24 protein-coding genes are annotated in these 26,127 nt (G+C 64.9%); 11 read left to right on the top strand and 13 right to left on the bottom strand.

The genetic code is table 11. The features are described 5' to 3' along the window. Nucleotides 1-53: 53 nt before the first annotated feature. The 6 genes from V5279_RS17245 to V5279_RS17220 are packed head-to-tail and all read left to right on the top strand — an operon-like array spanning nt 54 to nt 6,790. Complete coding sequence (locus tag V5279_RS17245) at nt 54-1,025, top strand: ABC transporter permease (protein ID WP_338699302.1); 972 nt, start codon at nt 54-56, stop codon at nt 1,023-1,025. Then, nucleotides 1,022-1,861 (top strand): ABC transporter permease, encoded by an 840-nt coding sequence (locus V5279_RS17240; protein WP_338699300.1) that lies wholly within the window; start codon nt 1,022-1,024, stop codon nt 1,859-1,861. The genes V5279_RS17245 and V5279_RS17240 overlap by 4 nt, the downstream gene beginning before the upstream one ends. Nucleotides 1,862-1,864: 3 nt before the next feature. After that, on the top strand, nt 1,865-3,484 hold the full coding sequence (locus V5279_RS17235) for an ABC transporter ATP-binding protein (RefSeq protein WP_338699298.1): 1,620 nt from the start codon (nt 1,865-1,867) through the stop codon (nt 3,482-3,484). Nucleotides 3,485-3,544: 60 nt separating this feature from the next. Further along, nucleotides 3,545-4,423, top strand: coding sequence for a glyoxylate/hydroxypyruvate reductase A (locus V5279_RS17230; protein ID WP_338699296.1), 879 nt, complete (start codon nt 3,545-3,547; stop codon nt 4,421-4,423). Between the two features lie 20 nt (nt 4,424-4,443). After that, nucleotides 4,444-5,511 (top strand): phosphotransferase, encoded by a 1,068-nt coding sequence (locus V5279_RS17225; RefSeq protein WP_338699294.1) that lies wholly within the window; start codon nt 4,444-4,446, stop codon nt 5,509-5,511. 4 nt (nt 5,512-5,515) lie between these two features. Continuing rightward, nucleotides 5,516-6,790: an aspartate aminotransferase family protein gene (locus V5279_RS17220; RefSeq protein ID WP_338699292.1), complete on the top strand. Its 1,275-nt coding sequence runs from the start codon at nt 5,516-5,518 to the stop codon at nt 6,788-6,790. 18 nt (nt 6,791-6,808) lie between these two features. Here V5279_RS17220 and V5279_RS17215 read toward each other — a convergent pair whose 3' ends face one another. From V5279_RS17215 to V5279_RS17200, 4 genes are all read right to left on the bottom strand, one after another. Continuing rightward, nucleotides 6,809-7,786 (bottom strand): HEAT repeat domain-containing protein, encoded by a 978-nt coding sequence (locus tag V5279_RS17215; RefSeq protein WP_338699290.1) that lies wholly within the window; start codon nt 7,784-7,786, stop codon nt 6,809-6,811. Between the two features lie 2 nt (nt 7,787-7,788). Further along, nucleotides 7,789-8,022, bottom strand: coding sequence for a 4Fe-4S dicluster domain-containing protein (locus V5279_RS17210; protein ID WP_029078433.1), 234 nt, complete (start codon nt 8,020-8,022; stop codon nt 7,789-7,791). Between the two features lie 86 nt (nt 8,023-8,108). Next, a complete protein-coding gene (locus tag V5279_RS17205; RefSeq protein WP_338699287.1) occupies nt 8,109-9,851 on the bottom strand; it encodes a fumarate reductase/succinate dehydrogenase flavoprotein subunit in 1,743 nt (580 codons plus the stop codon). Nucleotides 9,852-9,955: 104 nt separating this feature from the next. Further along, the gene (locus V5279_RS17200) at nt 9,956-10,729 is read right to left on the bottom strand and encodes a ferredoxin--NADP reductase (protein WP_338699285.1); all 774 of its coding nucleotides are present in this window, start codon (nt 10,727-10,729) and stop codon (nt 9,956-9,958) included. Between the two features lie 221 nt (nt 10,730-10,950). Here V5279_RS17200 and V5279_RS17195 point away from each other — a divergent pair, with 221 nt between their 5' ends. The 5 genes from V5279_RS17195 to V5279_RS17175 all read left to right on the top strand — a co-directional run bounded on the left by V5279_RS17195 (nt 10,951) and on the right by V5279_RS17175 (nt 15,597). After that, the gene (locus V5279_RS17195; protein WP_338699283.1) at nt 10,951-11,256 is read left to right on the top strand and encodes a gamma-butyrobetaine hydroxylase-like domain-containing protein; all 306 of its coding nucleotides are present in this window, start codon (nt 10,951-10,953) and stop codon (nt 11,254-11,256) included. Nucleotides 11,257-11,465: 209 nt separating this feature from the next. Then, the gene (locus V5279_RS17190) at nt 11,466-12,242 is read left to right on the top strand and encodes a Crp/Fnr family transcriptional regulator (RefSeq protein WP_338699281.1); all 777 of its coding nucleotides are present in this window, start codon (nt 11,466-11,468) and stop codon (nt 12,240-12,242) included. Nucleotides 12,243-12,407: 165 nt separating this feature from the next. Continuing rightward, nucleotides 12,408-13,829, top strand: a complete 1,422-nt coding sequence (locus V5279_RS17185; protein WP_338699279.1) for an ABC transporter substrate-binding protein — start codon at nt 12,408-12,410, stop codon at nt 13,827-13,829. Further along, on the top strand, nt 13,826-14,728 hold the full coding sequence (locus V5279_RS17180; protein ID WP_338699277.1) for an ABC transporter permease: 903 nt from the start codon (nt 13,826-13,828) through the stop codon (nt 14,726-14,728). The genes V5279_RS17185 and V5279_RS17180 overlap by 4 nt, the downstream gene beginning before the upstream one ends. Beyond that, nucleotides 14,713-15,597, top strand: coding sequence for an ABC transporter ATP-binding protein (locus tag V5279_RS17175; RefSeq protein WP_414645725.1), 885 nt, complete (start codon nt 14,713-14,715; stop codon nt 15,595-15,597). Before V5279_RS17180 ends, V5279_RS17175 begins: the two co-directional genes overlap by 16 nt. A 52-nt stretch (nt 15,598-15,649) precedes the next feature. Here V5279_RS17175 and V5279_RS17170 read toward each other — a convergent pair whose 3' ends face one another. The 9 genes from V5279_RS17170 to V5279_RS17130 all read right to left on the bottom strand — a co-directional run bounded on the left by V5279_RS17170 (nt 15,650) and on the right by V5279_RS17130 (nt 26,115). Next, the gene (locus V5279_RS17170; protein ID WP_338699274.1) at nt 15,650-17,158 is read right to left on the bottom strand and encodes a glycerol-3-phosphate dehydrogenase; all 1,509 of its coding nucleotides are present in this window, start codon (nt 17,156-17,158) and stop codon (nt 15,650-15,652) included. Then, nucleotides 17,155-17,883 (bottom strand): class II aldolase/adducin family protein, encoded by a 729-nt coding sequence (locus V5279_RS17165; protein ID WP_338699272.1) that lies wholly within the window; start codon nt 17,881-17,883, stop codon nt 17,155-17,157. The genes V5279_RS17170 and V5279_RS17165 overlap by 4 nt, the downstream gene beginning before the upstream one ends. An 18-nt stretch (nt 17,884-17,901) precedes the next feature. After that, a complete protein-coding gene (locus tag V5279_RS17160) occupies nt 17,902-18,942 on the bottom strand; it encodes a 2-hydroxyacid dehydrogenase (protein ID WP_338699270.1) in 1,041 nt (346 codons plus the stop codon). Further along, entirely contained in the window at nt 18,935-20,515 is a 1,581-nt protein-coding gene (locus V5279_RS17155) for an FGGY-family carbohydrate kinase (RefSeq protein WP_338699268.1), read from the bottom strand. Before V5279_RS17155 ends, V5279_RS17160 begins: the two co-directional genes overlap by 8 nt. A gap of 2 nt (nt 20,516-20,517) precedes the next feature. Then, on the bottom strand, nt 20,518-21,633 hold the full coding sequence (locus V5279_RS17150) for an ABC transporter ATP-binding protein (protein ID WP_414645724.1): 1,116 nt from the start codon (nt 21,631-21,633) through the stop codon (nt 20,518-20,520). 12 nt (nt 21,634-21,645) lie between these two features. Then, nucleotides 21,646-22,749, bottom strand: a complete 1,104-nt coding sequence (locus V5279_RS17145) for an ABC transporter ATP-binding protein (protein ID WP_338699266.1) — start codon at nt 22,747-22,749, stop codon at nt 21,646-21,648. A gap of 4 nt (nt 22,750-22,753) precedes the next feature. After that, nucleotides 22,754-23,611: a carbohydrate ABC transporter permease gene (locus tag V5279_RS17140; protein WP_166294546.1), complete on the bottom strand. Its 858-nt coding sequence runs from the start codon at nt 23,609-23,611 to the stop codon at nt 22,754-22,756. Nucleotides 23,612-23,625: 14 nt separating this feature from the next. Further along, the gene (locus V5279_RS17135; RefSeq protein WP_338701237.1) at nt 23,626-24,555 is read right to left on the bottom strand and encodes a sugar ABC transporter permease; all 930 of its coding nucleotides are present in this window, start codon (nt 24,553-24,555) and stop codon (nt 23,626-23,628) included. 120 nt (nt 24,556-24,675) lie between these two features. After that, on the bottom strand, nt 24,676-26,115 hold the full coding sequence (locus V5279_RS17130; RefSeq protein ID WP_338699263.1) for an extracellular solute-binding protein: 1,440 nt from the start codon (nt 26,113-26,115) through the stop codon (nt 24,676-24,678). Between the last annotated feature and the right edge of the window lie 12 nt (nt 26,116-26,127).

Raw genomic sequence — 26,127 nt, 5'->3', positions numbered from 1 at the left:
CAAGACGCCGCGGCTACTTTTCGCTTCCTCCCCGAACGCAACCGAAGTCATCGATGCTCGCATTCATAGCCCAGAGACTTGCCAAGGCCGTTGTCGTCCTGCTCGCGATCGTCGTCCTCAACTTCATGCTGATCCGCATGGCGCCGGGCGATCCGGCGATGGTGATGGCAGGCGAGGCCGGCGCCAGCGACAAGATCTTCGTCACGCAATTGCGCGAGAAATTCGGACTCGACCAGCCGCTGCCGGTCCAGCTCTATCGCTACGTCAAGGGCATCGCGACGCTCGACCTCGGCTTCTCGTTCCGCCAGCAGATGCCGGTCGCCAAGCTGATCGCCGAGCGGCTGCCAGCGACGCTGCTGCTGACCGTCACGGCCTTCGTGATTTCGCTGCTGCTCGGCGTTCTGTTCGGCACGCTGGCCGCGCGCTTTGCCGGCACCTGGGCCGATACTGCGATCACGATACTGGCGCTGATCTTCTATGCCACGCCGCTGTTCTGGGTCGCGCTGATGGCGATCCTCTTTTTCTCGGTCGCGATGGATTGGCTGCCGAGCTTCGGCTACGAGACCGTCGGCGCGAATTACACCGGCCTCGCCCATGTGCTCGACGTCGGCGCGCATCTGATTTTGCCGGCGACGACGATGGGCCTGTTTTTCATGGCGACCTACGCCCGCATGACCCGCGCCTCGATGCTGGAGGTGAAGCGGCATGATTTCGTCAAAACGGCGCGCGCCAAGGGCCTGCGTGATGCCGTGATCCAGCGGCGCCACGTGCTGCGCAACGCGCTGCTGCCGGTGGTGACGCTGGCCGGCCTGCAGGCGGGCACGCTGGTCGGCGGCGCCGTGCTGACCGAGACCGTGTTCGCCTGGCCCGGCATCGGCCGCCTGATGTACGAGGCGCTGCTGCAGCGCGACTACAATCTGCTGCTCGGCGTGTTCGTGGTCTGCTCGGCGATGGTGCTCGCCTTCAACCTGATCACCGACCTGATCTACCGCGCGGTCGACCCGCGCATCGAGTTCGCCTCATGAGCAAATTCTCGCGAACGATGCTGCGCAACCCCGGCGGCGTGATCGGCCTCGTGATCCTGCTGCTTGCGATCGCAATTGCAGTGTTCGGCCCGCTGCTGTTCCCGACATCGCCCTGGCGCATGGTGCAGCGGCCTTTCGTGCCGCCGTTCACGATATCCGGCCTGCCGCTCGGCACCGACGCGCTCGGCCGCGACGTGCTCGCCGGCATCATCTACGGCGCCCGCGTCTCGCTGCTGGTCGGCCTGGTCTCGACCATGGCGGCGCTCGCGGTCGGCATACCCGTCGGCGCGCTCGCCGGCTATTTCGGCGGCAAGATCGGCGACGCTCTGATGCGTTTCACCGAGTTCTTCCAGACCGTGCCAAGCTTTGCGCTCGCGATCGTGCTGGTCGCGATCCTGCAGCCCTCGATCGTCTCGATCGTGCTGGCGATCGCGATCGTGAGCTGGCCGCCGGTGGCGCGGCTCGTCCGCGGCGAGGTGCTTTCGCTGCGCACCCGCGAATATGTCCAGGCCGCCGTCGTCACCGGGCAGTCGCACAGCTGGATCATCTGGCGCGAGATCCTGCCGAACGCGCTGTCGCCGGTGATCGTGCTGGCCTCGCTGATGGTCGCGACCGCGATCCTGCTGGAATCCTCGCTCTCCTTCCTCGGCCTCGGCGATCCCAATCTGATGTCCTGGGGGTACATGGTCGGCGCCGGCCGCACCGTGATCCGCCAGGCCTGGTGGATCACGCTGTTTCCCGGCATCGCGATCCTGCTCTCGGTCCTGGCGCTGAACCTGATCGGCGAAGGCCTCAACGACGCGCTCAATCCGCGCCTCAGCAAGGAAGGGCGCTAACCCATGCCTGCCGCACCTGTCGTCTCGATCAAAAACCTCAAGCTTGCGCTGCCGCCCGGCTCCGACCGCCCCTACGCCGTCGACGGCGTCTCGTTCGAGCTGACGCCCGGCAAGATCCTCTGCGTGGTGGGCGAGTCCGGCTCCGGCAAATCGATGTGTGCGCACGCGCTGCTGGGCCTGCTGCCCGACAGCATCGCCCGCGAGGCCGGCGAGATCGCCTATGACGGCCAGAACCTGCTCACCCTCGACGATACCGGATGGCTCGCGCTGCGCGGACGCCACATCGCCATGGTGTTTCAGGAACCGATGACGGCGCTCAATCCCCTGATGCGGATCGGCGAGCAGATTGCCGAAATGTTCGAGGCCCACAATCTGCTGACGCCGAAGGCGCGGAAGCAGAAGGCGCTGCAGCTGCTGCGCGAGGTCGGCCTGCCCGATCCCGAGCGCTCGATGCGGGCCTATCCACATCAACTCTCCGGCGGCCAGCGCCAGCGCGCCATGATCGCGATGGCGCTCGCGCTGGAGCCGGCCGTGCTGGTCGCCGACGAGCCGACCACGGCGCTCGACGTTACCACGCAGGCACAAATCCTCGAGCTGATCCGCGACCTGCAGCGCCGCCGCAACATGGCCGTCATGTTCATCACCCACGATTTTGGCGTCGTCGCCGACATCGCCGATCGCGTGGTCGTGCTTCAGCATGGCAAGGTGGTCGAACAGGGCGCAGCCGACGACGTCCTGCAGCGTCCGCAGCATTCCTACACCCGCGCGCTGCTGGCGGCTGTTCCCTCGATGCAGCCGCCACAGCGCGCGCCGCTCACCGGCCGCGCCAGAGCGGTCGAAATTGTCGGTCTCGACAAAACCTATGTCAGCGGCGGCGGCTGGTTCCAGCCGGAACGCCGCGTCGCGGCCGCGAGGCAGGTCAATTTCGACATCCTGCAGGGCGAGACCGTCGGCCTGGTCGGTGAATCCGGCTCCGGCAAATCTTCCGTCGCCCGGCTCGTGATGCGCCTGATCGAACCTGACCAGGGCACGGTCCGCCTCGGCGAAACCGATTTCACCCGCATCGCCGGCCGCGCACTGCGCAAGGAGCGCAGCCGCATCCAGATGATCTTCCAGGATCCGTTCGCTTCGCTCAATCCGCGCCGCAAGGTCGGCCACATCATTGCCGATGGGCCGATCGCCCACGGCACCGATCCCGCGGTCGCGCGCCAGCGCACCGCCGAACTGCTCGGCCTTGTCGGGCTCAACGCCAGCGCGATGGAACGCTATCCGCACGAATTCTCCGGCGGCCAGCGCCAGCGCATCGGCATTGCCCGCGCGCTTGCGCTCGAGCCGGAAATCATCGTCGCCGACGAAGCCGTCTCGGCGCTCGACGTCTCGGTGCAGGCCCAGGTGCTGAACCTGCTCGAGGACCTCAAGGCGCGGCTCGGCCTTTCGATGCTGTTCATCACCCATGATCTGCGGGTGGCGGCGCAAATCTGCGACCGGATCGCGGTGATGCAGCGCGGCGCCATCGTCGAGCTGAAGCCGACGGCAACCCTGTTCTCGGCGCCGGAGCACGCCTACACCCGTGAACTGCTCGCCGCGGTGCCCGGCCAGATCGCGTCATCGCGGGCGGCCTGATCGATGCGTTGCGTTCTCGTCAGCAAGACCCTCGATCTGCGCAGCTACATTGGCGCGGCGTTGGCGCGCACGGCGCCTCGCATCGAAGTCGTGGACCATACGGCCGATGCACCGGCCGAAGACGTCCGGCTCGCGCTGGCCTGGCATCCGCCCCCCGATGCGTTCGAGCGTTACCCGAACCTGGAAGCCGTGTGCTCGATCGCGGCCGGCGTCGACAACATCATCGCCTGCCCCAGCCTGCGCTCCGGCGTCGAGGTCGTGCGCGTGGTCGATCCCGGACAGGCGCAGTTGATGTCGGGCTTCATCGCCTGGCACGTGATCGGACATCAGCGCGGCTTTGCCGCCTTTCGCGCCCAGCAGCGCGACCGGATCTGGCAACGCCGCGACCAGCGGCGAGCGCAGGACGTCCCGGTGGGTATCCTCGGCAATGGCGAGATCGGCCAGCGCGTCGCCGCCGACCTCGTGCATCTCGGCTTCCCCGTGATGTCGTGGAGCCGCACCGCCAAGGCGATCTCGTCATCGAGCCGCAGCTTTCACGGGCCGGCGGGCCTCGTCGCCATGCTCGCCGAGACCGAGGTCCTGGTGAACCTGCTGCCCCTGACGTCGGAGACGCGCGGCATCCTCAACGGCGAGCTTTTCGCTCAAATGCGCCGCGGTGGCTATTTGATCCAGGTCGGTCGCGGCGAGCATCTGGTGGAAGACGATTTACTCGCGGCGATCGACCGCGGCCATTTGTCCGGTGCAGCGCTCGATGTGTTCACCGCCGAACCGCTGGCCCAGGCACACCCGTTCTGGCACCATCCACAGATCGCCATCACGCCGCATGATGCCAGCGACGTCAGCGTCCATGCCGTCGCGTCCACGCTGGCGGCAACGGCCGATGCCGTCAGCGCCGGGCGGCGCCCGCCGCACGCCATCGACCGTGCGCGCGGTTATTGATTGCGGGACAGGAACGCCAAGTGCCAAATTCCCCGCCGACCATCGCTGCCGCGCACCCGCTCGATGGGCTGCGGGCCGCCTCGCCGATCCCAGAGACGCGCGCGCAGGCGCTGGCCGAGGAATATTATGGCCTGCCGGCGGCAGTGCGCCGGCTCGACAGCGAACGCGACCAGAATTTCAGGCTGCGCACGCCCGACGGGCGCGACTATGTGTTGAAGATCGCCAATCCCGCGGAAGACCGCGCCGTCACCAATCTGCAGACCGAAGCGCTGCGTCATGCTGCCGCCAACGATTCGGCACTGCCGATCCCACGGGTTTTCCCTGCGCTGAATGGCGCGGTTGAGCTCGAGGTCACGTTCGACGACGGTTCGACCCGCGTGGTGCGCCTGTTGTCCTTCCTTGCCGGCACGCCGATGCACCAGGTGACGCCGCCGTCGACCGCCTTGCGCCGCGAGATCGGCCATTGGGCGGCGCGCCTCGCCCGGGCGTTGCACGACTTCCGCCACCCCGGGGCCGGCCACAAGCTGCTGTGGGACATCCAGCACGCAGCCGAATTGCGCCCGCTGCTCGACAGCGTTCCGATTGCCCAGCGCGACGTCGTGGAACGCTTCCTCGACGGCTTCGAGACCCACGCCCGGCCGCGCCTGTCGCAGCTTCCGGCGCAGCCCGTGCACAACGACCTCAACCCGCACAACATCGTCGTCGTCCCAACCGATCACGAACGCATCGCGGGCATCATCGATTTCGGCGACCTCACCTCCACGGCCCGCATCAATGACCTTGCAATCGCATGCGCCTACCAGGTCGCCGACAGCGACGATGCGCTGGCCCCAGCCTGCGAGCTGATCGCGGGCTACCACGCCGTGATGCCCCTCGCGCCGGATGAGCGCACGGTGCTGTTCGACCTGATCGCGACGCGCATGGTGATGACGGTCGTGATCAGCAACCTAAGGGCGGCTCGCTATCCGGAGAACCGGGAGTATATTCTGCGCAACAACAAGGCGGCTTCGGCACGGCTTGGGCGGATCGCTCGTCTTTCGCGCGACCAGGCCAGACAACAGATCGAACGCGCCTGCCAGGGAGAGTAAAGCGATGCCGGTGGAGAATGCCTCGACGCAAGACCTGATCGCGCGGCGCAATCGCCTGCTCGGCCCGGCCTACCGGTTGTTCTACGAACAGCCGGTGCAGATCGTGCGTGGCGACGGCGTCTGGCTGTACGATCAGGCCGGCGACCGCTATCTCGATGCCTACAACAACGTCGCCTGCGTCGGGCACTGCCATCCGCGCGTGGTCGAGGCGATCGCGCGGCAGGCGGCAGAGCTCAACACCCACACCCGCTATCTGCACGAGTCCATCCTCGACTATGCGGAACGGTTGCTCGCCAGCTTCCCGGCCGAGATCGGCCATGTGATGTTCACCTGCACCGGCAGCGAGGCCAACGACCTCGCGCTACGCGTGGCGCGGACCTGCACCGGCGGCACCGGCGTCATCGTGACCAGGACCGCCTATCATGGCGTCACCGGCGCACTGGCCGAATTGTCGCCGTCGCTCGGCCTGCCGGAGCCGACCGCGGCCCATGTCCGGCTCGTGCCGGCGCCGCAGTCTGCCGGAGATGCCACCGGCGAGATTTTTTCCGGCCATGTACGCGCCGCGTTCGACGACATGAAACGCAGCGGAATTCGCCCGGCCGCGCTCCTGGTCGACACCATCTTCTCCAGCGACGGCGTGTTCGCCGATCCGCCCAGCTTTCTGGCGCCGGCCGTAGAAGCAACACACGCCGCAGGCGCGCTGTTCATCGCCGACGAGGTGCAGCCTGGTTTCGGCCGCTGCGGCCACGGCCTGTGGGGCTTTGCCCGTCATGGCGTCATTCCCGACATGGTCACGATGGGCAAGCCGATGGGCAACGGCCACCCGGTTGCCGCAATGGCCGCGCGCCCGGCGCTGCTCAGGGAATTCGGCGCACGTTCGCGCTATTTCAACACCTTTGGCGGCAATCCCGTCTCCGCAGCGGCGGCGACCGCCGTGCTCGACATCATCCAACAGGAGGGCCTGGTCGAGAACGCGAGGCGCACCGGCGCTTATCTGCGCGAAAAGCTTGATGCGTTGCGCTCCCGGCATGATTTGGTCGCGGAGGTTCGCGGTGCCGGGCTGTTCCTCGGTGTTGAGCTTCGCCGTAATGGTGCACCCGCGGGCAAAGAAGCGGCGGAGCTCGTCAACGCGCTCCGCGCGCGGCACGTGCTGATCAGCGCCGCCGGTCCCGGCGCCAATGTGTTGAAGATCCGTCCGCCGCTGGTGTTCGGAACCGAGCATGCGGACCTGCTGGTCGACACGCTGAATCAAGCGCTCCTGCAGATCTCGCCTGCCTGACACTACAAACGTGCTGCCCTACGATTTCGCTTTCGCCTTCTTCGCCACGATCTGCTGAAGGGCCCAGCGCGCGTTCTTTCTGACATCGGGATCGGGATCGTCGGCAACGATCGCCAGGAACGCCTCGCCATCGGGATGAGCGATCTCGCCCAACGCCGCGGCGGCTTCCTTGCGCAGGTTGGCCTGATCGTGGTTGACACAATTGCCTATGGGGCGCACGGCGCCCTCCATCTTCATCTTGCCGAGGCTGCGGACCGCCTTGAGGCGCACTTGCCAAAACCCGTCCGCAAGCGACGCGATCAGCTGATCCGCCGCCAGCGCACCGTTGGCGTTGAGCCCGAGCGTTTCGGCCGCCATCTCGCGCACCATCCAGTCCTCGTCCTTGAGCGCACGCGTGATCGTCTCTGCCGCCGGCTTCATCTGCGAAAACGCGAGCGCGCTCACCGCCGCGCGCCGCACATGCGCGTCAGGGTCATGGATCAGCGCAGTCAGCGCCGGAATGGACTCCTCGAGCTTCAGGAAGCCGATGACGCCGATCGCCTGCACGCGCACGGCGGCGTCTTGGTCTTGCAACGCCTCCAGCGCCGGCTTCAGCGTGTCCTTGCGGCGTAGTTCCTTCAGCGCGCGCAATGCGCCCATACGGACGAAGGCATGGGCATGTTTGACCAGCGGCAGGATGACGTCCGCGCAGGCGGGATCCTTGAACTCCGCCATGCTGTCGGCTGCCGCCGACGCCACGACGCTCTCGGGGTCGACGAGCAATTTCGCCAGGGCATCAGCCGCGTCCGGCCCATCGAACTCTCCAAGCGCCATCGCGACCTGCTGGCGCACGCCGGCATCAGGATCGGACACCATCCTGGCGAGATGACCGACCGCGGCGGAATCACCGGAATGACCGAGCGCGATGATGGCGACGCGGCGTTCGGCGGGGTCTGCGGCTTGCAGCCGCTCGTCGGCGTCCTCGAGATCGTCGTAGGATTCGAACGGGCTCGACATGTTCACCTCAGCAGATAGGGAATATTGACGGTGACCGCACCGGTCGGGCAATCCGCCTCGCACGGCATGCAGTACCAGCACTCGTCATAGGCCATGTAGGCCTTGCCGGTCATGTCGCTGATCCGCAAGACATCGAGCGGGCAGACGTCGACGCACACCGTGCAGCCCTTGTCCGCGATGCATTTGGCTTCGTCGACCACCACCGGGACCGACGTCTGATAGGAAGCGAGAGGCATCGTCCAATCTCCTGTTGTTGTGCGGCGAAAGCGTTTTCGAGCGAAGTGGATACCGGTTCGCGCGAAGAAAACGCGTCAAACAAGAATCACGCGCTGGCGCGGATGCGCTGCTTGTCGTAGAGATCCTTCTCGTCGTCGGCGATCGGCACGACATAAGGTTCCACGGCGCGCTTCGTGCTCGTCATCCTGCCGTTCTGCTTGGACAACAGCGTGTGGCAGAACCAGTTCTCGTTGTCCTTCTCCGGAAAATCCGTGCGCCAATGATAGAGGCCCCAGCGGCTCTCTTCGCGGAACAGCGAGGCGTGGGCCGCCATGTCGGCGCAATCCATGATCGACTGCACTTCGAGCGCACGGAGCAGTTCGTGCGCGTTCCGCGCGATCATGCGCGTCTCCATGTCTTCACGGACCTCGGCGAGACGGCGCATGCCGAGCTCGTACTTGCGCGTGACCTTCGGGGGCTGGAGATAGTCGTTCACCAGGCGGCGGGTCTTGTACTCGATCTGGTTCGGCGGAATGCCGTCCTCACGCCTGGTCGGCGCCAGGATGCGCTCCCGTTCAAGCGCGACTGAAGCGGGGTCAAATTCCGCGAGATCGTGGCTCTCGGCGAACTCCATCGCGTCGGTGCCGGCAACGGAACCGTTAGTGAAGGCGCCCAGCATGTAATTATGCGGCACGCTCGCCATGTCGCCCGCGGCGTAAAGGCCCGGCACGGTGGTGCGCGCGTTGTCGTCGACGAATACGCCGGAAGCGCTGTGGCCAGAGCAGAGGCCGATCTCGGAGATGTGCATCTCGATCGAGTCCGTGCGATAATCGACCCCTCGCCCCTGCTGGAACAGGCCGCGCGTCGGCCGCTCCACCTTGTGCAGCGTCGACTCGATCTCCTCGATCGTCTTCTCGTGGAGGTGCTTGAGCTGGAGGAAGACCGGGCCCTTGCCCGAGAGCAGTTCATTGTAGAATTCGAGCATCATCTGGCCCGACCAGTAGTCGCATTCAATGAAGCGTGAGCCTTCGTTGTTCGCGGTATAGGCCCCGAAAGGCCCGGCCACATAGGCGCAGGCCGGACCGTTGTAGTCCTTGATCAGCGGATTGATCTGGTAGCACTCGAGGTTCGCGAGCGCAGCGCCGGCATGATAGGCCATGGCATAGCCGTCGCCGGAATTGGCGGCGTTCTCGTAGGTCCCGAACATGTAGCCCGAGGTCGGAAGTCCGAGCCGGCCGGCGGCGCCCATGCACAGGATCACGGCTTTCGCCTTGATCACCAGCAATTCGGCGGTGCGCGTATTGACGCTGATGACGCCGGCCACGCGCCCATCGGCGGACTTCAGCAACCGCGTCGCCATATAGCGGTTTGAGATCAGGATGCGGGCGCGGCGCAGCTGGCGATACAGCGCCTTCTTCACGGTCTCGCCATTCGGCATCGGGAGCACGTAGGTCCCGATATGGTGCACCTTCTTGACGGCGAAGTCGCCGTTCTCGTTCTTCAGAAAGCGGATTCCGAAACTGTCGAGCTCCTCGATGATCTTGTAGCAGTTCTGGGCGTATTTATAGACCGCCTTCTGATCGACGATACCGTCGTTGGCGATCGTGATCTCCTTGGTGTACTGCTCTGGCGTTGCATAACCCGGAATGACGGCGTTGTTGAGCCCGTCCATGCCCATCGAGATCGCGCCGGAACGCTTCACGTTGGCCTTTTCAAGCAGCACGACATCGGCCTTCGGATTTTTGAGCTTGGCCTTGAGCGCCGCCATCGGTCCGGCCGTGCCGCCACCGATCACCAGCACATCACAGGAAACCTCCGAAAGTCCGTCGACGATCTGATCTAGTGCCATTGTCTGTCCCTGTTTCGCCGGCGCGACCGGCGCCTTTACATGAGATTTGCCCGGGTGGTCCCACGGCGATAGCAATTAGTTGTCGCCGGAGAGCGATTTGCCCTTCACCGCTCCACGAAGGCCTTCTCGATCACGAAATGACCCGGCTCACTGTGGTTGCCCTCGACAAAGCCACGCGCCGTGAACAGCTCGCGGAGCTCTTCGAGCATCGCAGGGCTGCCGCAGAGCATGATGCGGTCGGACTCGCGGTCGAGAGCGGGCTGCCCGATGTCGTCGAAGAGCTGGTTGGAAGTGATCAGGTCGGTGATGCGGCCGCGGTTCCTGAAGGGCTCACGGGTGACAGTCGGGTAATAGATCAGCTTATCCTTGATCAGCGGACCAAGGAATTCGTGGTTGCACAGGCTCTCGACGAGGTGCTCTCCATAAGCCAGCTCCGAAACCTGGCGGCAGCCATGGGCGAGTACGATGGTCTCGTAGCTCTCATAGACATCCGGGTCCTTGATCAGGCTCGCGAACGGTGCGAGCCCCGTGCCGGTCGACAGCAGCAAGAGCCGCTTGCCCGGGATGAGATTGCCGGCGATCAACGTTCCCGTCGCCTTGCGGCCGACCAGGATGATGTCGCCCTCCCTGATCCTCTGCAGCCGCGAGGTCAAAGGACCATCCGGCACCTTGATGCTGAAGAACTCGAGCGCCTCCTCGTGATTGGCGCTCGCCAAACTGTAGGCGCGCATCAAGGGGCGGCCATCGACCTCGAGCCCGATCATGGCGAACTGGCCGTTCTGGAAGCGAAAGCCGGGATCGCGTGTCGCCGTGAAGCTGAACAGGGATTCGGTCCAGTGCCTGACCGAGAGGACCGTTTCCTTCTGAAAAGCGCTCACGCTCGTTTCTCCATGCTGCCCGATGTCGAGCAAGGTTTCGGAGAGAGGCAGATCCGGCAACGGCGAACTGCCGTTCCCGGTCGATTAGTTTCACATTTCGCGAGCGATGACCGCCAGGCAGGCACCCGCATCCGCGAGAACCGCGACGTCAGGCCGGATCCGGCAATTAGTTGCTATTGCGTCCGTAGCTTCGGTGTCAGACAAGACGGTGGAGGATCGTCATGACCATGACCGCACTGGTGGCGCCGACGGTGAGCGGCTACGAGGCCAGCGCCGATCTCGCGACACTTGTTGTGCGCACTGCGCGCGATGAAGAGGTGACGCTCAGCGCGGAGCAGCTTCGCCTCGCCTGCAAATGCGCCCACTGCACCCGCGCCCGTTTCGACGGCCGCTTCCCCGAACAATTTCCCGGCATCGCGATCACCGGGATCGGCGATTTGGGCTACGGGCTTAACATCTCATTCTCCGATGGGCACAATCGCGGAATCTACCCAAAAATTTATCTGTTGAGCCTGGCAGGGCACTAACCGACCTTCCCTTCTATCCGGGGCCCCGACGGGCGAACCCCTATTCCATATATCCCTCGTTTTCAGTGATGAACTTTCCGGGCCGGCACTCTCGGTGCTGTCTCAACATGACGCCGGCGTCAACGGCCGGCCGTCCCCCACTTGCCAACCTGCTCTGGCACGGACATTGCTCCTCTTTAGAACGGTTTGAACGGTTCGGAGGCGGCTCGATGTTGCTACTGGCGGCCAGTGCGGCTCGCGGGACCATTCCCGTCACAGTCCGGCCTGCGGGCGGGTCCTCGCTGCTGTTGACCGAGAACCAGCAATGGATCGGCGGGCCGCCGCCGCTGATGGACAAGCTCACGTCGCGCGAACGGGAACTGGTATTGAAGCAGGGCCGTCGGAAGGTGCTCAATCGCGGCCAGACGCTGTTCAGCCAGGGTGGCCGACACGACGGCATCTGGCTGATCGAGAGCGGCCGGATCCGCGTCTTCTACATCTCGCCCCTGGGGCGCGAGATCACGCTCGCCTACTGGCACGTCGGCAATTTCGTCGGCGGGCCCGAGGTGTTCGAAGGCACCGTTCATCAATGGTCGGGCGTCGCCTCCAGCAATTGCAGCGTCGTGCACCTGCCTGGAAAGGAGCTGCGCGCACTGGCGGCGGAGATCCCGAACCTCGCGATCGGACTGATCGAAGGCCTCACCTTCAAGGGCAAATGCTACTCCGCACTCGCCCAGATGCTGGGAACGCGGTCGATTACCCAGCGCCTGGCGCATCTGTTGCTGCACCTCGTCGAGCTCTACGGCGTGCAGGACGCCGACGGCACCGTGATTGCGGCGGCATTCACCCATGCGGACATCGCCCACATGGTCGGCGCCACCCGACAATGGGTGACGATCAGCCTGAAGCGCATGCAGGAGAAGGGAATCGTCGTGACCAAGCGTTCACAGATCGTGGTCTGCCGGTCCGAGGTCCTGGAGGAGATGCGGGGCCAGGCGTCCGATTAACACCGATGCACATGCAATTGGCTTTCACCGGCAAAACTGCACAAGGAGTGAGCAACCGGCATTTCCCGGCAACTAATCGACAGCGGCGATAAATCCGGATTTGCCGTGCCCGCCTCCCCATCCAATCATGGCAACCACAGCACATCCAACCGAAAGAGGATGAGAATGGTCCGCCATCTTCCCACGTTCTCGCTAGTGGTGTCGGTGACGTCGCTGGCGCTGTTTCTGGCGCACCCAGCTTCGGCGGAAACCGTCACGCTCGGCATCGGAACGCAGGACACGACGACCAACACCGTCACGGCCGGCGTCGTCATCCGGCAGCTGCATCTCCTCGAAAAGTACCTGCCGAAAGACGGCAAATACGCCAACATCAAGTTCGAGCTGGAGTGGCAGAATTTCACGTCCGGTCCGCCCGTCACCAATGCGATGATGGCAAACAAGCTTCAGATCGGCATAATGGGCGACTATCCGCTGATCGTGAACGGCTTCACCTTCGAGAGCAACCCCGAGAGCAAGAGCCGCCTGATCGGCGTTGCCGCCTACAGCCTGTCCGGCTCCGGCAATGGCATCGTCGTTCACAAGGACTCACCCTACTACGATCTCGCCGATCTCAAGGGCAAGCTCGTCAGCGTTCCCTTTGGCTCCGCCGCGCATGGCATGGTGCTGAAGGCAATGCAGGACCGCGGCTATGCACCGGGTTTCTTCCAGCTCGTCAGCCAGAGCCCCGAGGTTGGTTCGACCAACCTCCAGGAGAAGAAGATCGACGCCGATGCCGACTTCGTGCCCTTCGCGGAGCTGCTTCCCTTCCGCGGCTTCGCGCGAAAGATTTTCGACGGCGTCGAGACCAACCTGCCGACCTTCCACGGTATCGTGGTTCGCACCGATCTCGCGGAAAAATATCCGGAAGTCGTCGTCGCCTACATGAAGGCCGTGATCGCCGCCAATCAGTGGCTGCGCGACGATCCCAAGCTCGCCGCCGAGAAAATCCAGGAATGGACCGGGATCAGCAAGGAGGTCGTCTATATCTTCCTGGGCCCGAGTGGCAACATGACCACCGATCCCACGATCAAACCGGCGCTGATCGACGCGGCCACGGCCGACGTCAAGGTGCTGCAAAATCTCGGCCGCATGAAGGAGTTCGACCCGAAGAAATGGGTCGACGACAGCTACATCCGCAAGGCCTATGCCAAGATGAAGCTCGACTATGACGCCCAGCTTTCGAGCACGAAGAACTACGAGATTTCAGGCGAGGATACGTTCTGCAAGAAGCCGATCTCCGATCCGCGCAAGGCCGGCGAGGTTTGGGTCGACGGGATTGGCATCCTGCCGTTTGCATCCGCGGCGTGCACGCTCGGCGCCTATGCCGATTACAAGGCGAAGGGCAAGAAAATCAACGTCGCCTATGTCTTCGATACCACGCGCGGCATCAAGCTGTTCGCCGACCAGGCCTTCTTCGCAGTGGGTAACGGGGACGTGGCGCCCTTCCTGCTCAAGAAGGACGCCGAGACCTATGCCGCAACGATCGGCGGCAAGGTGCTCGGCTTCGATGATGCATTGAAGACGGCGGTCGGCGGAGGCAAGACGTGAGCACTCCCGCCCTCCTCAGACATCCCGAGGACAACGTGCCAGCGGTGCCTGCGGTCACGGAGACGGTCTCCCCACCCACCGCGGCGCCGCCCGCCTCCTCCGGCGCGCTGGCCGCGCGCTGGTACCGGCTCAACCAGGACCGGTTGCGCGCAACCGCGATCGGTGTCGTCTCGCTGGTCGCATTCCTCCTGGTCTGGCACCTGCTCACGACCTACCGTGTGGTGTTCTTCGTGCGCTTCACCAACGTGCCCTCGCCGCTTGCGGTCTATGCGAGCTTCACCAAGGCGATCCACGACCCCAAGTTCCTCGTGCACATCCTGCTGAGCTGCCGGCGCATCTTCATCGGCTTCTCGCTCGCCGCCATCGTCGGTGTGCCGCTTGGCCTCATCATGGGCCGCTTCAAGCTGATCCATGAGGTGATCTTTCCCGTGGCGGAGGTGCTACGGCCAATTCCGGCGATCGCGTGGGTCCCGATGGCGATCATGCTGTGGCCGACCAACGAACAGAGCATCGTCTTCATCACCTTCCTCGGCTCGTTCTTTCCGATCCTGGTCAACACACTGCACGGCATGTCGCTGGTCGATCCCGTACTCGTGCGCGCCGCGCAATGTCTCGGGGCGCGCGAGCGCTCGATCTTCCGCGAGGTGTATTTCCCGGCATCGCTGCCGCACATCTTTACCGGCCTTACGATCGGTATGGGCGTGGCCTGGGTATCGTTGATCGCAGCCGAGATGATCTCGGGTCAGTACGGCATCGGCTACTTCACCTGGGAAGCCTATTCGCTGGTCCAGTATGCCGACATCGCGCTCGGCATGATCGCGATCGGCGTCCTCGGCCTCGGGTCGAGCCTGTTGATCCGCGGCACGGGATACCTTGTGATGCCATGGAGATCAAAATGAGCGAGAACACGATCAGCTCGCCGAAGGGGCATATCGAGGTCAAGAACTTCTCGCTGAGCTATGAGACCATCGATGGGGCTGTCCAGGCCGTCACCGACACCTACATCCATGTGAAGCCGGGCGAGTTCGTCTCGATCGTCGGACCTTCGGGCTGCGGCAAGTCCACGTTCCTCAATGCGGTGGCGGGCTTTCTCAAGCCCACCACGGGCACTATCACGGTCGACGGCGAGCGCGTGAGCGGCCCCAGCGCCGAGCGCGGCATGGTGTTCCAGCAATACTCGCTGTTCCCCTGGAAGACGGTGCGGGAAAACGTCGAGTTCGGCCTGAAGATGCGCGGCATGCCGCGCTCACAGCGCGAGCGCGCCGCGCGCACCCTGCTCGGCCTCTCCGGGCTCGAGGCCTTCGAAAAGCACTATCCGGAAAAGCTCTCCGGCGGCATGAAGCAGCGCGTCGGCATCGTGCGCGCGCTCGCCACGGGCCCGAAGGTGCTGCTGCTGGATGAACCCTTCGGCGCGCTCGACGCGCAGACTCGCGTCATCATGCAGCAGATCCTCACCAACATGTGGCAGCGGCTGAAGATCTCGGTGCTGTTCGTGACGCACGACATTGATGAGGCAATCTTCCTTTCCGATCGCGTCTACTGCATGACCGCCCGCCCTGGTTCGATCAAGGCCGAAATCCCGATTCCGCTGGAGCGGCCGCGCCAGCAGTCGATGATGATGTCCTCGGAATTCCTGGCCCTGCGCCGTGGACTCATGTCACTGATCCGCGAGGAGAGCCTGAAGGCCATGGGCGGCGAGATCAATGATCTCGGCATGCAGGGCCTGAACATCGAACTGCACGGCCATTCGCTAGCCGAGATACTTTAAGCGCGAACATCCCTGCCGACCTTCGAAGCCCGAGCCGGCTGCGCATCCCGTCCTAGATAACGCTCTCAAACGCTATCCGCTGCGCGGGCGTCAAATGCAGGCCGTGCTTGGTACGCCGATCCAGGAAGTCGGCGGACCGTCTGGCCCACTCCTTCTCGCGAAGATACACCGCTTCGCGTTCATAGAAGTCACCGCCGAAATGGCGGCCCAGATCGCTGGAGATGCGAGCCGAACTCAAGAGCTCACGCGCGCGCGTGCCGTAAAGGCGCGCATAGTGCTGAACGAGCTTCTGCGGCAGATCGGGATAGTCGCGCGCCAGCCCATTTGAGAAATCATCGAAGCTGCCGCCGATATCGCCGCCCGGCAGCGGCCGATCCGCGGTCCAGGCCGACGACATCTTGGGAAACCACGGCGCGAGCCGCTGCAGCGCCTGCTCCGCCAGCCGGCGGTAGGTCGTGATCTTGCCGCCGAAGATCGAGAGCAGCGGCGGCGCACCCTCGGCGCCGTGAATCTCGAACACATAGTCGCGCGTCACGGCCGACGGATTGTCGGCATTGTCGTCATAGAGCGGTCGGACTCCGGAGAAGGCATGCACGATCTCGCCCGGTTGCGGCGGTGTCCGGAAATAGCGGCGTAGCACCTGCAACAGATAATCGGTCTCGTCCTGGTCGATCGCGACGTCCTCGGCGCGGCCTTGATAGGGAATGTCGGTGGTGCCGATCAGCGCCAGATCGCCCTCATAGGGGTTGACGAAGATCACCCGGCGGTCGCTGTTTTGCAGCAGATAGGCCTGCGGCCCATTCCAGAATTTCGGCACCACGATGTGGCTGCCCTTGACCAGCCGCACGCTCTGGGCGGAGTTCAGTCCCGCCACGCCCTGGATGACGTCCTGAACCCATGGTCCGGCGGCGTTGACCAGCGCGCGGGATCGTACAACCTGCGTCGCGCCGCCCTCGCTCTGCATCTCGAGCAGCCAGACTTCGCCGTCGCGGCGCGCGCGCACTGCCCGCGTGCGCGGCAGAATGCAGGCGCCGTTCTCTGCCGCATCGATCAGATTGAGGATCACCAGCCGGGCGTCGTCGACCCAGCAGTCGGAATATTCAAAGCCTTGGCGGAATTCCTCTTGCAGCGGCGCACCTTCCGGGGCCCGCGACAGATCCAGGCTGCGGCTCGCCGGAAGTTGCTTGCGGCCGCCGAGATGGTCGTAGAGCAACAGCCCGGTGCGGATCAGCCACGCCGGCCGCTGCTCCGGCGAATGCGGCAGCACGAAGCGCATCGGCCAGATGATGTGGGGCGCGGAGGCGAGCAGCACCTCGCGCTCGATCAATGCCTCGCGCACCAGGCGGAACTCGTAATATTCGAGATAGCGCAGCCCGCCATGGATCAGCTTGCCCGAGCGCGACGAGGTGCCCTCGGCGAAATCGTCCTTCTCGCAGAGCAGGACCTTCAGCCCGCGGCCGGCGGCGTCGCGGGCGATGCCGGCGCCGTTGATGCCGCCACCAACGATTGCGAGATCGACCAGTCCATAGTCCCCGCCGGCGACCGGCGCAGTCCCTGTCATCGCCTGCCGCTACGCCGCTTCTCGGCACGGCGCGGCGCGGCCTTTGCCGTCGCGCGGGCCTTATTTGGCTTTGGCGCCTGCAAGCCATAGGTGGAGAAGCCCTTCGCGGTGTCGGCAATCTCCTCGTCGCTCAGGATCACGCGCGACTCGAGCGCAAGCGAGAGGTAATACTGCCGCGCGATGGTCTCGAGCTCGACTGCGAGCCACATCGCCTTGTCAAGATTGGCGCCGAGCGCAATCATGCCGTGGTTGGCAAGTAGGCAGCCATTGCGGCCCTCCAGCGCGGCGATCGCATGGTCGGACAGTTCCTTGGTGCCGTAGCGCGCATAGCCGGCGCAGCGGATGTCGGTGCCGCCGAACGCCGCCATCATGTAGTGGCAGGCCGGGATCGGCTTGCGCGCGATCGCGAGCACGGTCGCGTAGGTCGAGTGGGTATGGACGATGGCGCCGACATCGGGCCGGGCGCGCGTGATGTCGAGATGGAAGCGCCATTCGGTAGACGGCTGCAGCGGCCCCTCCCACGCGCCGTGGTCGCCTTCGAGCGGCATCGACGCGATCATCTCCGGCTTCATCGAATCATAGGGGGTCGCCGACGGCGTGATCAGCATCCGGTCCTTGTAGCGGGCGGAGATGTTGCCAGATGTCCCCTGGTTGAGACCCGACGCATTCATCCATCGACACTTGGCAATGATCGCCTCGCGCAATTGTCGTTCCTCACGGGTCATACGGACTGCCTTTCCTCTTCAGCACGGATGGAGTGGCGGTTCGCCGGCCAGGAAGCGGCGAACCTCTTCGGCCGCCTGCTCGGCGGCCACGGTGACGGTACGCACGGAGGCTCCGGCGATATGCGGCGTCAGCGTGACGTTGGGAAGCTGCAGCAACGGCCAGTCCGCCGGGACCGGCTCGACCGCAAAGGTGTCGAGCATGGCGCCGCCGAGATGTCCCGATGCCAGCGCATCGTGCAGCGCCTCGTAATCGACCAGCGGACCGCGCGCGGTGTTGATCAGGAACGCGCCCTGTTTGATCCGCGCCAGCGCGTCGCGCCCGATAAAGCGGGTGGTCTCCGGCGTAACCCGCGCGTGCAACGTGATGATATCGGCGCGGCCGAGCAATTCGCCGAGCGCGACATGCTCGACGCCGTCGTTGCGGTCCTGGGCGCTGAGCTGGACATAGGGATCGGCGACCAGAATCTTGCAGCCGAAGGCTTTCAGCAGCTTCACGACGCGGCTACCGATCGCGCCATAACCGACAATGCCGACCGTCATCTCGCCGAGCTCGCGCCCGGTGCGGTCGGCGCGATAGAGATCGCCGCGCCATTCTCCGCCCCGCAGCGCCTCGTGGCCGCTGCGGATCAGGCGCGTCTCGGCGAGAATGGCGCCGATGGTGAACTCCGCCACTGCGCTCGCATTGCGGCCGGGCGTATTGACCACCAGCACATTGTGGTCTCGCGCCGCCTGCATGTCGATGTTCACCGGCCCACCCCGCGACACCGCGATAAACTTCAGCTTCGGCAGCCGTTCCAGCATCGCGCGTGAGATCGGCGCGAGGTGGGTGACGAGCAGCTCGGCATCGCCGACAAAGGCCATGATCTCGTCCGGCTGTCCCATGAACTCCTTCAGGCCATCGAGCTTCGAACCGGCATAACCGTGCTCCATCGGCTCATCCGGCCAGGGCTGCTCCAGGGTACGGATATCGACGCCATTGCCGCAGGCCGTCCGGATGTGATCGGCGAACACCGAGGGCAGCATGAATCGGTCGCCGACAATGGCGATGGGCTTAGACATGATCGCCTCCGGCGCGCAGCGCGGCGAGTTGCTTCCAGACCGGTCGCGACGCCAGCCTCGCATCGAGATAAGTCGGGAAGATGCTGGCGTAGCGCTTCGCCAGCGCAGCGTCGGGCGATTGCGGGGGACTGAGATGCGGCGCAACCCACTGCTGGGCGCAGGCGCGCATGTCGGGATAGGCATCGATCGCGACGGCGGCGGTCATCGCCGCACCTGCGGCGCCGGCCTCGCCGCGGCTGCAGACGCGGACGTCGCAGTCCAGTGCGGCGCCGAGGATCACGCCAAGCGCGCGGCTCTTCGCCGCGCCACCGGTGATCCTGACATCGCGCGGCAACGCGCCCATCGCGGCGTAGCAATCCCGTGCGGCGAAGGCCAAACCTTCCATCACGCCACGCATTAAATCTCCATAGCGGTGGCGCGAGCGCAGGCCGAAGAATTGCGCGCTGGCCTCATGCGAGACGAACGGACCACGCTCGCCGGCATCGGAGATGAACGGATGGAACAGCACCTCGCCGGGCTTGGCCTGCAGCACCTGATCGTCGAGCCGTCCGATCAGGTCGGCGCGCGTGCGCGTCACGCCTTCCGCCGCCAGCATGTCGCATGCGAGATCGAGCATCCAGTCGATGTTCAGCGTCGCCGCCATGTTCGACTGCATCTGGGCATAGTGACCGGGCACCGGGAACGGCATGGTGTAGCCAGTTGCCTCCCGGTTCAGCGTCACCGCGTCTGCGCTCCGGACCAGCCGCATATGCATGCCGGTCGAACCGATGATGGTGCAGCCGACATCCGGTGACGGATCGTAGAGCCCGGCACCGAGCGCGTTGCAGATCACGTCGACATAGCCAAGGCAGACCGGCACGCCTTCCGGCAGGCCGGTCTCGATCGCGGCCGCCGCGGTGAGCGGATGCGTTGCGACCGCACCGTCAACGACTTGCGGGAACAGGCGGGTCAGGTCGGCGATACCGATCAACCGCGCCGTCTCCGCATCAAAGCCGCGCTTGCGGTAATCGCCGCAGGAGAAGGTGGCTTCCGATGGATCGGTTGCGCGCTCGCCGGTGAGCAGGAAATAGAGCCAGTCCTTGCAATGGAAGGCAGTGGTCGCCCTCGCAATCGTGTCGGGCACGTGCGCCTGAAGCCACGCCAGTTGCGGCCCCTGCTGGCAGGCAATGAGCCCAGAGCCCGTACGCCGGTACAGCGGCGCGTTGCGCTCGCTGCCGCGGATCTCCTCGACCAGCCGCCCGGCGCGAGAGTCCAGCCACAGCAGCGCCGGCGCAACCGGCCGGCCATCGTCATCGATCAGCCAGGTGCCGTCGCCCTGCCCGGTCACCGCGACTGCCGCGATCCGCGCCGACAAGTCCGGCAAGGCGTTCGCGAGAGCGCGAATGACCACAACCGTGTCGCTCCAGGTCCGCGCCATGTCCTGCACGACATGGCCGCCGGCCGGACTGCTGTACACATTCGGCCGCGAAACATCAGCAAGCTGCTCGCCGGCCAGTGTGAACGCCACCGCCTTGATCAGCGAGGTGCCGGCATCAATGCCAATGATGACATCGCGGCTTGCCGAAACTGTCATCGTCAGGACCCCTCCGCATGGCGAATGCAGGTTCCGTCGCTTCCAAAGATGTGCAGGTGACGCGGCTCCAGCGCGAAGGAGACAATGTCGCCCGGCCGCGCGGCGACGCGGCCGGGGGTGACCGCGATCAGCATGCGACCACCGCAATCGCCTGCGACATGCGACTGATCGCCGAGCCACTGGTTGGAGACGACCTTGACCCTGACGTCGCCGGTCCCGACCACGATCTTCTGCGGACGAATGCCGATCCGGACCTCTCGCGTGCTGGTGAGCGCCTTCGCCGCCTCACTGTCGAGCCCGGCACCGCTGATTTCGAAACCCATGTCTGTTCCGACCGACAGGCGAAAGCCGCCATCCGAGCGCGTTACCTCGGCGTCGAGCAGATTCATCGGCGGCTCGCCGATGAAGCTCGCAACGAACAAATTGGCGGGCCGGCCCTTCAGCTCCCTCTCGCTGGCGAACTGCTGCAGCACGCCGCCCTCCATCACCGCGATACGGTCGGCCAGCGCACTCGCTTCGGTCTGGTCGTGGGTGACGAAGATCGCGGTCATGCCACGCTCGGCAAGCAGGCTCTTGATCCGGCCGCGCAGCACCGCGCGCAGCTGCGGTTCGAGCTGCCCCATCGGCTCATCGAGCAGATAGAGATCGGCGTCGCGCACCAACGCACGCGCCAGCGACACGCGCTGCTGCTGGCCGCCGGAGATCGCGCGCGGATAGCTGTCGAGGATGTCCTCGATTTCGACTAGGCGGGCAATCTCGTCGACGCGACGCGCCATCTCGCCGCGCGGCAGTTGAGCGGATTTCAGCGCGAACGCGATGTTCTCGCGGACTGTGAGCGGCGGATAGAGCGAATAGCCCTCGAAGGCCATCGCCACCTTGCGCCGCGCCGGCGGCAGCTCGTGGATCCGCCGCCCGCCGAGCGCGATCGATCCGGCCGAGACGTCCTCGAACCCCGCGATCATGCGCAGTGTCGAGGTCTTGCCGCAGCCCGACGATCCCAGCAGCGCGACGATCTCGCCCTTCTCGACCGCCATGTCGAGTGCCCGCACCGCGTGCACCGGAGGCTTGCCGCGGCTACGGTAGACCTTGTCGATGCCTTGAAGCTCGAGCATGTCCATGGCCATCTGCTCCTATGCCGCCTTGAGCCGCGGCGACGGCCCGATCCGGAGCCCGGTCGCGCGATCGAACAGCATCGCGGCATCGGGCGCGAAGCGGACGAAGACGGTATCGTCGGCCGCACCTTTCGACGCATCCGGCGGCAGCGCCGCCAGCCATTCGGTTCCGTCAGCGAGACGCAGCAGCAGCACCGCCTTCTCGTGCATCGGCGTGATCGCGAGAATGCGCGCCGGAATGGCGTCGTCCGTGGACACGGACGAGACCGCGAGATCCTCCGGCCGCACGCCAAGCCAGCACGGACCGGTGGGTGCCACGCCATCGGCAGCACCGAGCCGCATCCTGGCGCCAGCGACCGCGGCCGATAGCATGCCGTGCTCCGCGATCGGTGAAACCTCGGCGAGGTTGATGGTCGGGTCGCCGAACAGCCGCGCCACCGCAACTGACGCGGGCTGGGCATAGATATCGGCAGGCGTCGCGACCTGCGCGAGCCGGCCGTCGACCAGCACCGCGATGCGGTCGGCGATCGCCATCGCCTCGCGGTAGTCCTGGGTCACGTAGAGCACCGCGGCGGTTCCGCGCCGCAGCAGGTTCGGCAGCTCGAGCCGCATCTCGTAGCGCAGTTTGGCGTCGACGTTGCGCAGGGGATCATCCAGCAGCAGCACATCCGGATTGCCGATCAGCGCCCGCGCCAGCGCCGTCCTCTGCTTCTGTCCGTTCGACAATTCGCGTGGCGTGTGGCCGAGCACGTGCTCGATCTTGAGCAGCTTGCTGATCGCGGCAACACGGCCCGCGACATCGCTGCCGCCGGCCCTGGCGCGCAGCCCGCTTGCGATATTGTCGCGGGCGGTCATGTGCGGGAACAGGGCAAAGTTCTGGAACGCCATGCCGATACCGCGCCGCTCGGGCGGAGCACCGACGATCGAGCGGCCGCCGACCAGAATGTCGCCGTCGTCAGGCTCGAACATGCCCGCGATCATGCGCAACAGCACCGTCTTGCCGCTGCCGGACGGTCCGAACACCGCAACGATCTCGCCGGGCTCGACCGCCAACGACAGTCCGTCGGCGGGCCGTGCCGCACCGAAAGCCTTGCTCACCGAATTGATCTCGAGACGCGCCATCAGGTCAGCCTTTCACCGCGCCGAGCGAGAGACCTTCGACCAGATAGCGCTGCGCATAGAGCGCCAGCAACAGGGTCGGCGTCACCGATAGCACGATCGCCGACGCGATCTGGCCATACTGGATTCCGGAAGCGGTGACGAAGGCGAGCGCGCCGACCGTCACCGGCTGCTTGTCGGCGGAAGCCAGGATCAGGGCGAAGACGAAATTGTTCCAGCAGAAGATGAACGACAATAGCCCCGCCGCGGCAATTCCGGGTCCCGCCAGCGGCACCGCGATCTTGATGAAGGCCTCGCTCCAGGAATGCCCGGCCAGCCGGTAGGCATGCTCGATATCAGGACTGATATCCTCGAAATAGCCGCGCACGATCCACAGGATCAAAGGCAGCGCGATCAACTGATAGACCCAGACGATACCGATATAGGTGTCGTTGAGGCCGAGCTCCTGGTAGTACAGCGACAGCGGCAGCAGCACGAGCAGCGGCGGCGCGAAGCGGAACGACAGCAGCGTGAAGGCGATGGTCTCGCCGAGGCGGAACTTGAAGCGCGCAAAGGCATAGGCTGCCGGCACGCCGAGCAGCAGCGCCAGCAGCACCGCCGCGCTCGACAGCACGACGCTGTTGAAAAGATTGCGCATGAACGAGATTTGCAGATTGCCGGCCACGGTGCGCAGCTGGCCGGAGATCAGCGCCTCGTAGTTCGCAAGCGTCGGCTCGAACAGGATCCGCGGCGGAATCCGCAAGATCTGATCGTTGCTCTGGAACGACATCAGGAAGATCCAGACGATCGGAAACATGAAGAAGATCAGGATCAGCGTGAGCGCCACGCCGCGGAAGACGCGACCGGCAAGGCTGGAATGTTCCATCGTGCCCCTCCCCGTCACGCGTGGCCGTGCGCACGCGCGCGCAACCGCAGCCAGTTCTTGATGAAGATGTTCGAAAGGATATTGGTGATGAGCCACAGGATCATCAACAACGCCGCTGACCTGCCGACATTGGTGTACTGGAAAAATTCCAGATAGGCCTGCACCTGGAACACCATCAGCCGGTCGCCGGGGCCGCCCTGCGTCATCGCATAGATGATGTCGAACTGCTGGATCGAGTCGAGCAGGCGGAACAGCGACGCCGTGATGATGTAGGGCGCAAGCATCGGCAGCGTGATGCGGAAGAAGACAAAACTCGCCGGCACGCCGTCGAGCGCGGCGGCCTCGAACGGCTGCCGCGGCAGCGAGCGCAGCCCCGCCAGCAGCAGGATCATGATGAAGGGAGTGTAGACCCAGATGTCGACCAGCACGACCGTGAACAGCGCCGTCGACGGATCGGAGGCCCACTTGAAATCGGTGACGCCGAACAGGCTGACCAGATAGGACAGGATGCCGAAGCTCGGATTGGTCATCAGCTTCCACATCAGCGCGGCGATCGCTGGCGCCGTCATCAGCGGCAGCAGCAGCATGATCGAAACCGCATTGTGGAAGCGGGTCGGCCGGCGCAGCAGCAGCGCAATGCCAAGGCCCAGCAGCAGCTCGAGCACGACCGTCAACGCGGTGTAGGTGATCGAGACGCGAAACGTGTTCCAGAACGCGGGGTCGGAGAGAAAGTCGATATAGTTGTCCAGGCCGATGAAACCGCGCAGATAAGGCAGGTTCAGCCGGTAGCGCTGCAGCGAATAGATCGCCGCGGTCACGAACGGAACCAGGATCGCCACGCAGATCAGCAGCGCCGGCAGGCTCAGCAGGTATGGCAGCAGGCGGCCGCGCGGCCGTGGCTTGGCCGGCGCCGTCGGCGCGTTCGTTTGAAGAAGTTGGACCATGCTCATGATGATACGAGATCGCGTTCGGCTGGCAACGCCGCCGGCTCGGAATGGGGCTAGTCTCCGAGCCGGCGGAAGGGCGTGGTGCGGAGGAGGATCAGGCACCACGCAGTTGATGTGTCAGCCGAGACCGGCCTGCTTAAGCTGGCGGTTGATGCTGTCGGCGAGCTTGTCCAGCCCCTCGTCGACGCTGACCTCCTTCGCCACCATCTTCTGCAGCGAGGCGGCCCACTCGGTCGTCAGGTCGAAGAACAGCGGCTGCGCAGTGAAGTAGATCTTGGCGCCGGGCGCGGAGACGTCGTGCTGCTCGAGGTAGCCGGGATAGGATTTCGCGATGCGATCGCGGAACTCACTGTCCTTCCACACCGATGCGCGGACCGGATTGACGAAATCCATCTTGCGCGCACCGAACAGGTCGTGCTCGACGGAGGCGGCCCACTGCATGAACAGCCACGCCGCGTCCTTCTGCTTGGAGAAGGTCGACATCGCGAGCGACCAGATCCAAACGTTCGGGGTTGGCGCCTTGGCGGCCGGATTGGCGGCAAACGGCGCGTAGCCGAGATGCCCCTTCTCCTTGTTGTCGCCGCCATTCATGAAGTAGCCGAGGATATCGGCATCGAAGATCATGCCGGAGGCGCCGGCGCCGACGTCAGTGCCGACCTGGTACCAGGTGTAGGTCGACCAGTTCTTCGGTCCCGAGGTCTGGATCATCTTGACCCATTTCTCGTGGAAATCCTTCGAGGCCTTGGTGTTCATCGCGGCCTTCAGCTTGCCGCCCTCCATCACAAAATCCTTCTGGCCGAAGTTCGAATAGGCCGACAGGAAGCCGGGATGGATGCTCGCCCAGGAACGCGAGCCGCGCACACCGATGCCGTAGGGCCCGCCGGCGTCCTTGGTGATCTTGGCCGCGACCTCCAGCATCTCGTCGAGGTTCTTCGGCGGCTTGACCCCGACCTTGTCGAAGATGTTGCGGTTGTAGGTGATGTTGTTGAGCTCATAGCCCCAGGGGATGCACCACTGCTTGGCCTTGCCCGAGCCGAGTTCGGAGCCGGCGACGCCGTCCCATGCGGTTGAGGCACGCAGGCCGGGCAGGACGTCGTCCCAAGCGAAGGCCGGGTTGGTCTTGGCGGGATCCTTGATGTAGGTGTTGAGGTCCTCGATCCAGCCCGCCGGACCGTAGGTCCAGGTCATGTAGGCGCCGGTCATGAAGGCATCGTACTGGTCCGACTTCGACGACAGTGCCGCCGTCACCTTGTCGAAATAGACGTCCTCCGGGAAGATGTCGTAGGTGACATTCATGCCGGTCAGCGACTTGAACGCCTCAATGTCGCCGATCATTGCGTCGACGTAAGGGTGCTTGTTCAGCAGCAGCTTGACGCTCTTGCCGCTCTGGGCCTGCCAGTTGAAGTCCGCGGCCATTGCCTTCGACATCGAGGAGGCGAAGGTGGCGTTTGCAGCGATGCCCGCGATGCCGAGCTTGGCGGCGCCGTCGAGGAGATCGCGGCGGCTGATGCGTTTGGCAGCGTAGGAGTCGAACAGATTCTTCTCGCGATCGAACATGTATTTCCTCTC

It is taken from the genome of Bradyrhizobium sp. 26S5, from assembly GCF_036923295.1.
Lineage (GTDB): Bacteria > Pseudomonadota > Alphaproteobacteria > Rhizobiales > Xanthobacteraceae > Bradyrhizobium > Bradyrhizobium septentrionale.
The sequence above is the reverse complement of the archived record's forward strand: the minus strand, read 5'-3'. Positions and strand labels throughout refer to the sequence as shown.

Bases quoted from the DNA above. Each gene is read 5' to 3' on its own strand.
- V5279_RS17185 (WP_338699279.1), top strand. From the start codon at position 12,408: ATGGTCCGCCATCTTCCCACGTTCTCGCTAGTGGTGTCGGTGACGTCG.
- V5279_RS17190 (WP_338699281.1), top strand. From the start codon at position 11,466: ATGTTGCTACTGGCGGCCAGTGCGGCTCGCGGGACCATTCCCGTCACA.
- V5279_RS17240 (WP_338699300.1), top strand. From the start codon at position 1,022: ATGAGCAAATTCTCGCGAACGATGCTGCGCAACCCCGGCGGCGTGATC.
- V5279_RS17165 (WP_338699272.1), bottom strand. From the start codon at position 17,883: ATGACCCGTGAGGAACGACAATTGCGCGAGGCGATCATTGCCAAGTGT.
- V5279_RS17170 (WP_338699274.1), bottom strand. From the start codon at position 17,158: ATGACAGGGACTGCGCCGGTCGCCGGCGGGGACTATGGACTGGTCGAT.
- V5279_RS17215 (WP_338699290.1), bottom strand. From the start codon at position 7,786: ATGTCGAGCCCGTTCGAATCCTACGACGATCTCGAGGACGCCGACGAG.
- V5279_RS17205 (WP_338699287.1), bottom strand. From the start codon at position 9,851: ATGGCACTAGATCAGATCGTCGACGGACTTTCGGAGGTTTCCTGTGAT.
- V5279_RS17235 (WP_338699298.1), top strand. From the start codon at position 1,865: ATGCCTGCCGCACCTGTCGTCTCGATCAAAAACCTCAAGCTTGCGCTG.
- V5279_RS17130 (WP_338699263.1), bottom strand. From the start codon at position 26,115: ATGTTCGATCGCGAGAAGAATCTGTTCGACTCCTACGCTGCCAAACGC.
- V5279_RS17145 (WP_338699266.1), bottom strand. From the start codon at position 22,749: ATGGCGCGTCTCGAGATCAATTCGGTGAGCAAGGCTTTCGGTGCGGCA.
- V5279_RS17195 (WP_338699283.1), top strand. From the start codon at position 10,951: ATGACCATGACCGCACTGGTGGCGCCGACGGTGAGCGGCTACGAGGCC.
- V5279_RS17135 (WP_338701237.1), bottom strand. From the start codon at position 24,555: ATGGTCCAACTTCTTCAAACGAACGCGCCGACGGCGCCGGCCAAGCCA.
- V5279_RS17160 (WP_338699270.1), bottom strand. From the start codon at position 18,942: ATGTCTAAGCCCATCGCCATTGTCGGCGACCGATTCATGCTGCCCTCG.
- V5279_RS17210 (WP_029078433.1), bottom strand. From the start codon at position 8,022: ATGCCTCTCGCTTCCTATCAGACGTCGGTCCCGGTGGTGGTCGACGAA.
- V5279_RS17220 (WP_338699292.1), top strand. From the start codon at position 5,516: ATGCCGGTGGAGAATGCCTCGACGCAAGACCTGATCGCGCGGCGCAAT.
- V5279_RS17175 (WP_414645725.1), top strand. From the start codon at position 14,713: ATGGAGATCAAAATGAGCGAGAACACGATCAGCTCGCCGAAGGGGCAT.
- V5279_RS17155 (WP_338699268.1), bottom strand. From the start codon at position 20,515: ATGACAGTTTCGGCAAGCCGCGATGTCATCATTGGCATTGATGCCGGC.
- V5279_RS17150 (WP_414645724.1), bottom strand. From the start codon at position 21,633: ATGGACATGCTCGAGCTTCAAGGCATCGACAAGGTCTACCGTAGCCGC.
- V5279_RS17245 (WP_338699302.1), top strand. From the start codon at position 54: ATGCTCGCATTCATAGCCCAGAGACTTGCCAAGGCCGTTGTCGTCCTG.
- V5279_RS17140 (WP_166294546.1), bottom strand. From the start codon at position 23,611: ATGGAACATTCCAGCCTTGCCGGTCGCGTCTTCCGCGGCGTGGCGCTC.